The sequence below is a fragment of the Algibacter sp. Ld11 genome, assembly GCF_045066735.1.
In the GTDB taxonomy this organism is placed as follows: Bacteria; Bacteroidota; Bacteroidia; order Flavobacteriales; family Flavobacteriaceae; genus Algibacter.
This window is the reverse complement of record NZ_JBISHH010000007.1, coordinates 240,847-252,331: the sequence shown is the minus strand read 5'-3', so window position 1 is coordinate 252,331 and position 11,485 is coordinate 240,847. Positions and strand designations below refer to the sequence as shown.

Here is an 11,485-nt window from a genome sequence, read left to right as displayed (position 1 = left end):
TTGATATTGAAAAACTTGGCGTAAAAAAACAGCTTCTAATTTTCTATAGACATACCACAACGGTTGGAATATAGAAAACTAAAAACTGCTTATTTAAAAATACTTTGTTTAAAATTTATATTCTGAAAGTCCTTTTGGAAAAGCTTCAGGATTAGCGGCTAAATGGTATCGAGGATCATCTATATCTTCAACTATAACCTCTCTAAATTTAGGATTCGATTTGTATAAAAGTAGTTTACAATCGTCACTTAAATGCTTCAGTTTAATAGATTTTCCTTCAGCTTTATATTTTTCAACTAAATTAAAAATAGCTTCTATTGCCGAATGATCACTAACACGAGATTCTATAAAATCAATTTCAACCTGTTCTGGATCTGTTTTAACATCAAACTTATCATTAAAGGCTTGTATAGAACCAAAAAACAATGGCCCCCAAATTTCGTATGTTTTAACTTTTCCATCTTCAGAAATACGCTTTCTTGCTCTAATTTTCTTAGCATTTTCCCAAGCAAAAACTAAAGCAGAGATAATAACACCAACAAAAACAGCTATCGCTAAATCGAAAAATACCGTTACTGCCGAAACAATCACTAATACAAAAGCATCAGACTTTGGTATTTTTTTCATGATTCTAAAACTAGACCATGCAAAGGTTTCAATCACCATCATGAACATCACACCAACCAAAGCTGCAATTGGCACTTGCTCTATATATTTATCTGCAAATAAGATAAAAGTTAATAAGGTTAACGCCATCATGATACCCGACAAACGCCCTCGACCACCTGCATTAACGTTTATCACGGTTTGACCAATCATACCGCAACCACCAGTTCCTCCAAACAAACCACTAAGAATGTTTCCTGTACCTTGTGCTACACATTCTTTATTTCCATCACCTCTAGATTCTGTTAATTCATCAACTAAATTCATAGTCATTAAGGTTTCAATCAACCCTACAGAAGCAGCTAAAAAGGCATATGGAGCAATAAATTTTAAAGTATCTAAATTAAAGGGTAAGTTACTCCATAGCTCAACTAAATTTAGGTTTTTAGATAATTCATCAAAACCATTTAATCCTGCACCACCACCATCTCTAATAAACTCTCCTACGTTAATAGATTCAATACCTCCAAAAACAGCTATTAAAGTCACTATCAATATGGCTGTTAAAGCCGCAGGAACTTTAGTGGTTAACTTTGGTAAACCCCAAACAATTAGCATGGTTAATAAAACCAGTCCAATCATGATATAGAGCGTACTACCTTGTAATCTAGATTTTACAACACCACTATCTTTTACAGAATAAAACCCGTTATCTTTTATATTAAAAATTACTTTTTTGGTTTTGGCATCAAAAACCTGATTATCGGACATGATATAAACCTCCTCACCAGTGTTGATGTTTACAACCGATTTATCTTTTATTGAAAACAATTCTATATTTGAAACTAAATCTGTAACCGCATTATTGTTTACGTTATAAACCAATTCTTTCGATTCAGTTTTACGCATATTTTGACCAAAAATATCTTTAGTATTTTCTGTAAACATACCAAGCTGTGCCATAAAAATAACAATAGCCAAACCGTTTACAAACCCAAGCATAACAGGGTGCGGAATTAATCGTACAAATTTACCAAGCTTAAAAACACCTGCTAAAATTTGAATAACACCCATTAAAACAACAGCCGCTAATAAATAAAAATAGCCCATATTTTCTACCGGTTGATCAAATAAAAGGCCTTTAGCATGCCCTTCCTGAATCATGTGTACAAAAATGACAGCAACGGCACCGGCAGCTCCTGAAATTAGACCTGGCCTACCTCCAAATACAGCAGAAACGATACCAATTACAAATGCTCCAAATAGAGCCACAATTGGGCTAATTTGAGCCACAAAAGCAAAGGCAACAACTTCGGGAATCATAGCCAAAGATGTCGTAATACCTGCTAAAACATCATCTTTAGCGTTAGGGATGATTTTCCTTATAAATTCTGTCATGGTTTATTTTTTGAAGGTGCAAATTTACGTTTTATATACGGACAGACAAGTAGAAGTCTTATTATTTAAAAGACTCATAACTAAAACGTTTGAAAAATATTAAATATTATTCCTTTTTTAAATACGCTAAAGCTTCATCTCTTGTAATAAAAATTTTAACAGCACCTTCAAGATTCGCATTCATGTGTAGAAGCATTTCGGTAGACATTAAACCTCCCGTTGACGATGGTACAACCGCCATAGTTTCTATTTCGTTTAAGCCTCCAATAATTTTTTGAGCTTCAAAGGTATATGTATACGAGTATTTTTTATTAATTAGTAATGAAAATGGAGCCTTTAAATTAGAAAGTAAAAAATCGTGATATTCATCAACTTTTAACGCATCGATAACCTCTCCTTCATTAATAATAACTTCTGCCAAGTTTGGATTAATGATAATTACGCTACCAAATGATAATTTATAAACTTTCATTCTATAATAAAGTGCAAGTGCTAAAGAACATCTTAGGGAGAGCTCGTCTAACTGTTAGGGATTATTTGCCTTTGTAATATAATATTTTTTTTGTTTCGCTTTATTTCATATCACAATAACCTAGCACGTTTTATGATATTGAAATAAAAACACCACTATTATTAAATATATAAAAATTTGTTAAACATTTTTTTATTTCTAACCGATTGTTTAGTTTTGTAATGTATTTAAAAAGAATGGCTAGAAAAAAACAATATATAGAAGAAGATGTCATAGACAAAGCCATGCATTTGTTTTGGCGCAATGGTTATGAAAATACATCTATGCAAATGCTTGAAAAAGAAATGGGCATTAACAAATTTTCTATATACTCTAGTTTTGGCAATAAACACGGTGTTTTTTTAGAAAGCTTAAAAAGCTATAAGAACAAAACAAAAACCATGTTTGAAACTTTTAAAAATGCATCAAACGGCGTTGAGGATATTAAAAAATTCTTTTACGATTCTGTAGCTATAGGTCTTCAAAAAGATAATGAAAAAGGCTGTTTATTAACTAATACTTATAATGAATTTTCATCTAAGGAAAACGACTTAATTAATGAGCAAATGACTGCTTTTATGGATAATCTTAAAGATTTATTTATTGAAAAATTAAGATTAGATCCTAATAAAGATGAAGAAACCATATTAAAACAAGCTAACTTTTTAGTTTTAGCTAAACATGGTTTGGCAGCCGCAACGCGTGTAAATAGCCAAAAGGAAATTGAAGATTATATAGAATTAATTTTCAGTAATATTTAAAACCATTTTTTTTAACAAATAACTAAACGAACGTTTAGAAAAATTAACATTAATAAAAAAAGAAAAATTATGACAACTTTAAAAGTTCACAACATTGAAACTGCTCCAACAGAAAGCAAACCTTTATTAGAAAATTCGCAAAAAGCTTACGGAATGATCCCCGGATTACACGGTGTTCTAGCCGCTTCACCTCAATTATTAAAAGCATACCAACAATTACATGAGTTATTTGTAAACTCTTCTTTCAACGAGAATGAATTAACTGTAGTATGGCAAACTATTAACGTAGAGCATGCATGCCATTATTGCGTACCAGCACACACAGGAATTGCGAAAATGATGAAAGTTGACGATTCTATTACTGAAGCGTTACGTAACGAAACACCTCTTGCAGATTCTAAATTAGAAGCACTTCGTACTATGACATTATCTATAGTTCGTAACCGTGGTAATGTATCTCAAGCAGATTTAGATACTTTTTACGCTGCTGGATACGGTGAGCAACAAGTGTTAGATATTATTTTAGGCCTGTCTCAAAAAGTAATTAGCAACTATACAAATCACATCGCAAACACACCTGTTGATGATGCTTTTAAAAGTTTCGCTTGGAAAAAATAAAAAAGTAATCTCTCAAAACAACAAGTTAATAGCTACAAGCCTTCCTCCAATTGTGAGGAAGGTTTATTAATAAACATAAGACATGATTAAATTAACAGTTATGTACCCCAATAATGCCGATTTAAAATTCGACAAGCAGTATTACACTAAAAACCACAGTCAATTATTAATCGATTTATTAGGTGATGCTATCATATCTTCCGATATCAATTTTGGACTAGCCGGAGCAACTCCAGACCACCCCGCTCCTTATGTGGTTATTGCAAATTTAGTATTTAAATCTATGGAAACATTTCAACAATCTTTCGGCGCTAATGCAGAAGCGATTTTGGCAGATCTTCCTAATTTTACAAATGTAAAACCACAAGTTCAAATTAGTCAAGTGGTTTAATTTTTCTTAATAAATAAGAAGTTACACTAACAGACTTAATACGTATAGAAATGGAAACAAATAAAAACAAAGGAGAATTAGATACCTTATTAGACGTGCAACGTAAAGCAGGTATCGCAAAATTCACTAAAGAAAAAAATCAAATTTATGCCGATGGCATTACTAGTGTAGTAAACACTGGCATACTAGACAAAGCATTAAACGTTGGAGATAAAGCGCCAAATTTCGCATTAAATAACGCCTTAAACCAACTTGTTTCCCTATACAAAACATTAGAAAATGGTCCTGTAGTTTTAACTTGGTACCGCGGTGGTTGGTGTCCTTATTGTAATATCACGCTACATCATTTACAAGAACACTTACCCGAGTTTAAAAAAGCTGGCGCAACACTTTTAGCTTTAACCCCCGAATTGCCAGATAACTCGTTAAACACTTCAGAAAAAAACAATTTAGAATTTACCGTTTTAAGTGATATTAGTAACACCGTTGGAAAAACATACGGGGTTGTATTCGAACTTACTAAAGAAGTTGCTTCTATCTACCAAGACGGATTTGGTTTAAATGAAAAAAATGGAGACAATAGTAATGAATTACCTCTTGCTGCGACTTATGTTATTGACAAAAAAGGAATAATTCAATATGCATTTTTAGATGCAGATTATAAAGAAAGAGCTGAATCGAAAGAAATAATATCTGCATTAAACAATTTAAAGTAAAACTTCGCTAAAAACTGTTAGTTTTATTTTTAAATAAAAACATAGCATAATGGAAACCAAGCAAAAACCTAAAGTATTATTTTTTGACGTTAACGAAACACTTTTAGATCTTACTAAAATGAAACAGTTAGTTGGAGAGGCTTTAGGTGGAAATCAAGGCTTATTACCCTTATGGTTTACCACCATGTTACAATATTCGTTAGTTGTTTCGGCTAGCGGTCAATACAAACCTTTTGGACACATTGGTGCTGCCGCTTTGCAAATGGTAGCAGCCAATCATGATATTGAAATTTCTGAAGATGAAGCTCGTAAAGTTATTGTATCTGGCTTGCGAAATTTACCTGCTCATCCAGAAGTAAAAGATGCTTTATTAGCCTTAAAACAAACCGGCTATACTTTAGTTGCTTTAACAAATTCTTCGGAAGAAGGCCTGGCTAAGCAATTTGAAAGCGCCGGATTAACAAGTTATTTCGATACACAATTAAGTATTGAAGGTGCTGGTAAATATAAACCCTTTACAGATACTTATGCTTGGGCAGCAAACCAACTGAACGTAAAACCTGAAGACTGCATGCTAATTGCAGCCCATGGCTGGGATGTTGCTGGTGCTCTTTGGGCCGGATGGCGCGCTGCGTTTGTAAGCAGACCAGGACAACAAACATTTCCGCTAGCTCCAAAATCTGAAATTGAATTACCCGATTTAAAACAAGTAGCAGATATTCTTGTTACCTATAAATAGGTTTAAAAAAACCAACTAAACATTGGTAATAATAAACCAAAAAATGAAATAGTAAAATGAAAGAAAAACTTAAGATAGATATCGTATCAGATGTTGTATGCCCGTGGTGTACCGTTGGATATAAACGTTTAGAAAAAGCAATAAAAGAATTAGGGGTTGAAGATCAAATAGATATTGAGTGGCAGCCTTTTGAATTAAATCCAAACATGCCAGCCGAAGGTCAAGACTTACATGAGCATATTGCCGAAAAATATGGTTCTACAGACGAACAACAAAACGAATCGAAGCAGCGTATGGTAGAAGCTGGAGAAGAGCTTGGTTTTACTTTCGATTATTTTGAAGGCATGCGCATGGTTAATACCTTTGAAGCTCATATTTTATTAGAATATGCAAAATATTTCGGTAAACAAACCGAATTAAAAATGACGCTTACTAAAGCCTTTTTTACTGACCATAAAGATGTTTCTAAACGCGATGTTTTAAAACAAGCTTTATTAGATGTTGGTTTAGATGCTGAAGAAGGTTTATCAAAATTAGATAATAAAGATATTCGTTCTGAAGTTAAAACTAAAGAAGGTTATTGGCAACAATTGGGCGTAAGCTCTGTTCCTACTGTTGTTTTCAACAGAAAAAGTGCCGTAACTGGTGCACAACCTGTAGATACTTTTAAACAAGTATTAACCGAATTATTACAAGCTCAAAACGCACCTATTTCCGAATAGGTTCTTTTTTAATTATCAAAATAAAACATTAAATCCTAACGCGTTTGTACCCTATGGTTTTACATAAATCATGGTTTACGAACGCGTTTTTTATTTGTGATATTTGAATCAAAATCATTAAAAATCTTTCTACCAAGCCATAAAAGATATAACTATATTTGCGCTTCATAAAACACAAATGGCTTTTACTTTACTTTCCTCTCCATTACAGGGGTTTACAGACTTTAGATTTCGTAATGCTTTCCATCATTATTTTGGAGGTATCGATACGTTTTATTCACCATACATTAGGTTAAATGGTAAGTTTAAAATTAAAAGCTCTTATCAAAACGATTTGCTTCTAGAGAACAATGACACCTTAGAAGTAATTCCGCAAATTATAAGCAACGATGCCGAAGAGTTTTTATTTGTTGCCAAATATGTACAAAGCTTAGGTTACAAAGAATTGAATTGGAATTTAGGTTGCCCATACCCTATGGTTGCTAAATCTGGTATGGGTTCTGGTTTAATTTGCAATCCTGAGAAAATTGATAATATTTTAGAACGCGCACACAAAGAAACCGATATTTTAGTATCTATGAAAATGCGTATGGGTTACGACAATGCTGAAGAAATACTAGATGTATTTCCTATTTTAGATCAATACCCCCTTAAAAACATAGCTATTCATGCACGTATTGGAAAGCAACTCTATAAAGGTCCTGTAGATTTAGATGCCTTTGAACGCTGTATTACAAGCACCAAACATAAACTCTATTACAATGGTGATATTACTAGTGTTGAAGCTTTTAAAAGTATACAAACCCGTTTCCCTAGTTTAGATCATTTTATGATTGGTCGTGGCTTAATTGCCGATCCGTTTTTACCACAAATGATAAAAAGTGATACAACTGAATATCCTAAAGATCGTTGGGATATTTTTGAAGAATTCCACAATACCATTTATAGTCAGTACGATGAATATCTTTCTGGACCAACACCTATTAAAATGAAAATGTTAGGCTTTTGGGAATTCTTTTCGCAATCTTGCTCAAACCCTCAGAAAACATATAAAGCTATAAAGAAAGCTACCAATCCTTTTAAATACAAACAAGCTGTTAGTATGATTTTAGCTAATGAACGTAAGTTAAAAATTTAAATAATATCAACGTTTACTTTGAAGTTTTACTATGAAGGGAATTATTTAATTAACACTTCATTCTTAACCATAACAACTTTAGCATCTTGAAGAAATGCTTTTTGCTCATCTAGAAATTGATTTATTTTAATTTCAGAATCTACTATTTCAATAAGGTGCGGATGTTTACTATGGCGAATTTCACTTATTCCCCAATTTACTTTTTGGTTATTTAAATAGCCCTTGCTTACATTAAGGTGTAATACTTGTTCTAAATCGAAAGCTTTGGCTCGTTTTATAAGTTCTGTTGAAAAATCGGAGGTATATATTTTTTTCCAAAACGACTGATTGTTTATTTTCTGCCCATACTCAAAATAGATACGTACCGTAATTACATCTGTCATTTCTTAGTTCGTTTTTTATTTATTTCAGATAAAGAAAGTCCTTTTTCACCTTTGAACAATTTGTGTTTCGGGCTACCAATAATTTGAGAAGCATACACTCCTGAATGCCCCGAGAACAAATATGCGGTAGAACAAGCCAAGCCAATAAAAACACCAGATTCTATTCCAAAAAGTTCAATTCCCATAATAGTACAGGCAATTGGTGTGTTGGTTGCTCCTGCAAAAACAGCAACAAATCCCATACCAGCAAGTAAAGCCATAGGTAACGGAATAAACCAGATTAGCACATTTCCTAAGGCTGCTCCTATGAAAAACAAAGGGGTGACCTCGCCACCTTTAAAACCAGCTCCAAGTGTAAAAGAGGTAAATAAAAGCTTTAATAGAAAATCGTAAGAATTTAGGTTAACATCAAAAGCCTCCACAATGGTAGGAATACCAAGACCTATATACTTTGTTGTTCCCATTAAATAAACAGTTATGGCTAATACAATACCACCTATTACTGGTCTGAGCGGAGGATATTTTATGTGTTTACCAAATAGATCACTCCAAAAATGAGTCGATTTAGAAAACAGCATGGCTACAAGTCCAAAAATAATACCTGCTAATAAGCACCATAATAAATTTACAGGCGTCATTTCTGCCACCGTATTAATATGATAATGGGTGTGTGATACATTCCAAATTTCACAAAAATAATTGGCAAAAACTGCAGCCATAAAACTAGGTATAATAGCATCTAAACGCAATCGGCCTAATACCAGAACTTCCAATGCAAAAATACCTCCTGCTAATGGCGTCCCAAAAACAGAAGCAAAACCTGCACTAATACCCGCAATTAATAATATTTTTCGATCTCGCTTTTTTAATTTAAAAACTTTGGTAAACCTATCAGCAATAGCGCCACCTATTTGAACTGCCGTGCCTTCACGTCCAGCGGAACCTCCAAAAAAATGTGTTAAAATAGTACCAAACAGAACAAGTGGAACCATCCTGAATGGAATTATTTTTTTAGGAGAATGAAATTCTTCCAGTAATAAATTGTTTCCCTTTACAACACTGTTTCCATATAAATGGTATGATAAACCAATTATAAAACCACCAACAGGTAACAGCCATATAACCCATAAATGAGATTCCCGCCAATTTGTAGCCCACTCCAAACTTAATAGAAAAAAAGCTGAAACGCCACCTACCAAAACACCTAATACTAAACAGATTATAATCCATTTAAAAAGGTATAATAAAGAAGGGATTTGTTCGAATGAGAATAAAAAATCTTTAATTTTTCTTTTTTCCATGTGGTTAAATAAATAATTCTGCCAAGATATAAGTTCTAAAAAAAGAGATGTTATAAGTTAATCTCATAATCGAATTCAGAATGCAAATATAAATAAAAAAGGCTCATGCCTTTTCACCTCCTATAAAGCTCATATATTACTAGTAAAAAAATATAACATGATAAATATCAGTTTTATATAAAATAATCAATCGTAAATTTACGATAATAAATATGAAGAGAAATTTAGAACATATTGAATATAAAGAGGATACCGAAGCACTAGCTAAATTTGCTAAAGCTTTGGCTCATCCAACGCGCATAGCCATTTTAAAACATCTTGAAAATCAATCTTGTTGTTTTACTGGCGATTTGGTAGAGGTTTTTCCTTTGGCTCAATCTACAATATCTCAGCATCTTAAAGAATTAAAAACTGCGGGATTAATTCAAGGAGAGTTAAAACCACCAAAAATAAAATACTGTATTAATCAAAAAAAATGGAAGGAGGCAAAAACTTTATTTCTTCAATTTTTTGATTGATATTTTTTTAACAAACCTATCGCTTATTTGCGATAAACAAATATAAATATTATGAGTAAAGTAATCAAAATTTTAGGAACAGGTTGCCCAAAATGTCAAACCATGACAGGCGTTGTTAAAGATGTTGTATCAGAAAACAATATTGATGCAACCATTGAGAAAATTGAAGACATCGAAGAAATTATGAAATATAGCGTAATGAGTACGCCTGCATTAGTAATAGACGATGTTATAACAGTAAAAGGTAGAATACCTTCAAAAGATGAAGTATTGTCGCTTTTAAATTAAACTCTTCATATTATGAATTATCAAGTTCAAGCATCTTCACTTTCAAATGAAGATGCTGTTATTCATATAAAAAACTCGAATATAGATTTTGGCACAACAGCAAAAACGGCCAAAACCTTGCCGAATCCAGCAGAATTATTCTTGGGCTCCTTTGCGGCTTGTATGCTTAAAAACGTAGAGCGATTCTCAGAAATGATGAAGTTTACGTATTCAAAAACCACATTAGAAGTTAACGCTACACGTCTCGAAAACCCTCCGAGAATGGAGAACATCACTTACAATTTAAATATTTATAGTAAAGACAAAAAGCTTAATACTGCCTTACTAAAAAAGAACATTGAAAAATTTGGCACCATTTACAATACGGTAAAATTATCTTGTAATATAAGTGGTACCATTAAAACTATTGACCATGTTTGATTGGATACAAAGTATAGCAGATTGGTTTGTTTATGATGTTGTAAACTTAAACAAAGAACAGCATTTGGCAGAAGCGCTAAACTTCTTCATTTACGATACTATAAAAATATTATTACTCCTTTTTGTAATTATTTTTTTTATGGGCGTAGTAAATAGTTATTTTCCTATAGATAAGGTTAAAAACTATTTATCTAGAAATAAACTATATGGGCTAGAATATTTAATGGCAAGCCTTTTTGGCGTAGTCACACCGTTTTGTTCATGCTCTTCTGTACCTTTATTTATAGGTTTTGTTAGAGGCGGAATTCCTTTAGGTGTCACTTTTGCATTTTTAATTACATCACCTTTAGTTAACGAGGTTGCTATTGGGCTTTTTGTGGGGTTATTTGGACTTAAAACTACGATAATTTATATAGTGAGCGGAATTTTACTTGGTACAATTTCTGGAGTTATTTTACAAAAATTAAAATTAGAATCATATTTAACACCATGGGTTAAAGATATCTTGGCCAACGCACAAAAAGAACAAGATACTTTTATTGCAGAAAAACAAACACTAAAACAAAGACTTCCTGTTATTTGGGCAGAGGTACTAAATATTTTAAAAGGTATTATTCCGTACGTAATTATAGGGATTGCCATTGGAGGTTTAATGCACGGTTATATTCCCGAAGGTTTCTTTGAAAAATATATGGCAAAAGATAATCTATTTGCTGTACCTATAGCTACAATTTTGGCCGTGCCCATGTATTCTAACGCATCAGGTATATTACCTGTTGCTCAGGTTTTAGTTGCTAAAGGAATTCCCTTAGGAACAGCAATCGCTTTCATGATGGGCGTTGTGGGTTTATCACTACCAGAAGCTATGCTATTAAAAAAAGTTATGTCTTTAAAACTTATAGGAATATTTTTTGGAGTGGTAACGCTATGTATCATTATATCAGGATACGTATTTAATATAATATTATAAACACT

At 32.5% G+C, this 11,485-nt stretch carries 15 protein-coding genes; 11 read left to right on the top strand and 4 right to left on the bottom strand.

The features are described 5' to 3' along the window. Positions 1 to 108: 108 nt before the first annotated feature. Positions 109 to 2,004, bottom strand: a complete 1,896-nt coding sequence (locus tag ACJJV4_RS04165; RefSeq protein ID WP_405292211.1) for a SulP family inorganic anion transporter — start codon at positions 2,002 to 2,004, stop codon at positions 109 to 111. 106 nt (positions 2,005 to 2,110) lie between these two features. Continuing rightward, on the bottom strand, positions 2,111 to 2,476 hold the full coding sequence (locus ACJJV4_RS04160) for a hypothetical protein (RefSeq protein WP_405292209.1): 366 nt from the start codon (positions 2,474 to 2,476) through the stop codon (positions 2,111 to 2,113). Positions 2,477 to 2,712: 236 nt separating this feature from the next. On the opposite strand from ACJJV4_RS04160, the gene ACJJV4_RS04155 reads away from it, so the two are divergent. From ACJJV4_RS04155 to ACJJV4_RS04125, 7 genes are all read left to right on the top strand, one after another. Further along, on the top strand, positions 2,713 to 3,276 hold the full coding sequence (locus tag ACJJV4_RS04155) for a TetR/AcrR family transcriptional regulator (protein ID WP_405292208.1): 564 nt from the start codon (positions 2,713 to 2,715) through the stop codon (positions 3,274 to 3,276). Positions 3,277 to 3,345: 69 nt separating this feature from the next. After that, the gene (locus tag ACJJV4_RS04150; protein WP_405292207.1) at positions 3,346 to 3,894 is read left to right on the top strand and encodes a carboxymuconolactone decarboxylase family protein; all 549 of its coding nucleotides are present in this window, start codon (positions 3,346 to 3,348) and stop codon (positions 3,892 to 3,894) included. Between the two features lie 82 nt (positions 3,895 to 3,976). Continuing rightward, positions 3,977 to 4,285, top strand: coding sequence for an EthD family reductase (locus ACJJV4_RS04145; protein WP_405292206.1), 309 nt, complete (start codon positions 3,977 to 3,979; stop codon positions 4,283 to 4,285). A 50-nt stretch (positions 4,286 to 4,335) separates the two neighbouring features. Next, positions 4,336 to 5,001, top strand: a complete 666-nt coding sequence (locus ACJJV4_RS04140; protein WP_405292205.1) for a peroxiredoxin-like family protein — start codon at positions 4,336 to 4,338, stop codon at positions 4,999 to 5,001. Between the two features lie 49 nt (positions 5,002 to 5,050). Beyond that, the gene (locus tag ACJJV4_RS04135) at positions 5,051 to 5,740 is read left to right on the top strand and encodes a haloacid dehalogenase type II (protein WP_405292204.1); all 690 of its coding nucleotides are present in this window, start codon (positions 5,051 to 5,053) and stop codon (positions 5,738 to 5,740) included. Positions 5,741 to 5,796: 56 nt separating this feature from the next. Beyond that, positions 5,797 to 6,462 carry a DsbA family oxidoreductase gene (locus tag ACJJV4_RS04130; RefSeq protein WP_405292203.1) on the top strand — a complete coding sequence of 222 codons (666 nt, stop codon included), beginning with the start codon at positions 5,797 to 5,799 and terminating at the stop codon, positions 6,460 to 6,462. A 178-nt stretch (positions 6,463 to 6,640) separates the two neighbouring features. After that, complete coding sequence (locus ACJJV4_RS04125) at positions 6,641 to 7,600, top strand: tRNA dihydrouridine synthase (protein ID WP_405292202.1); 960 nt, start codon at positions 6,641 to 6,643, stop codon at positions 7,598 to 7,600. A 41-nt stretch (positions 7,601 to 7,641) separates the two neighbouring features. Here the strand turns inward: ACJJV4_RS04125 and ACJJV4_RS04120 are convergent, their stop codons facing one another. Both ACJJV4_RS04120 and ACJJV4_RS04115 read right to left on the bottom strand, forming a co-directional pair. After that, entirely contained in the window at positions 7,642 to 7,983 is a 342-nt protein-coding gene (locus tag ACJJV4_RS04120) for a DUF190 domain-containing protein (RefSeq protein WP_405292201.1), read from the bottom strand. After that, positions 7,980 to 9,284 (bottom strand): voltage-gated chloride channel family protein, encoded by a 1,305-nt coding sequence (locus tag ACJJV4_RS04115; protein WP_405292200.1) that lies wholly within the window; start codon positions 9,282 to 9,284, stop codon positions 7,980 to 7,982. The genes ACJJV4_RS04120 and ACJJV4_RS04115 overlap by 4 nt, the downstream gene beginning before the upstream one ends. A gap of 212 nt (positions 9,285 to 9,496) precedes the next feature. Here ACJJV4_RS04115 and ACJJV4_RS04110 point away from each other — a divergent pair, with 212 nt between their 5' ends. Genes ACJJV4_RS04110 through ACJJV4_RS04095 form a run of 4 tightly spaced genes read left to right on the top strand, consistent with a single transcriptional unit; the run spans position 9,497 to position 11,480 of the window. After that, complete coding sequence (locus ACJJV4_RS04110; RefSeq protein WP_405292199.1) at positions 9,497 to 9,802, top strand: ArsR/SmtB family transcription factor; 306 nt, start codon at positions 9,497 to 9,499, stop codon at positions 9,800 to 9,802. 51 nt (positions 9,803 to 9,853) lie between these two features. Continuing rightward, positions 9,854 to 10,090 (top strand): thioredoxin family protein, encoded by a 237-nt coding sequence (locus tag ACJJV4_RS04105; RefSeq protein WP_405292198.1) that lies wholly within the window; start codon positions 9,854 to 9,856, stop codon positions 10,088 to 10,090. 12 nt (positions 10,091 to 10,102) lie between these two features. After that, complete coding sequence (locus ACJJV4_RS04100; protein ID WP_405292197.1) at positions 10,103 to 10,510, top strand: OsmC family protein; 408 nt, start codon at positions 10,103 to 10,105, stop codon at positions 10,508 to 10,510. Next, the gene (locus ACJJV4_RS04095) at positions 10,503 to 11,480 is read left to right on the top strand and encodes a permease (RefSeq protein WP_405292196.1); all 978 of its coding nucleotides are present in this window, start codon (positions 10,503 to 10,505) and stop codon (positions 11,478 to 11,480) included. Before ACJJV4_RS04100 ends, ACJJV4_RS04095 begins: the two co-directional genes overlap by 8 nt. Positions 11,481 to 11,485 lie beyond the last annotated feature (5 nt).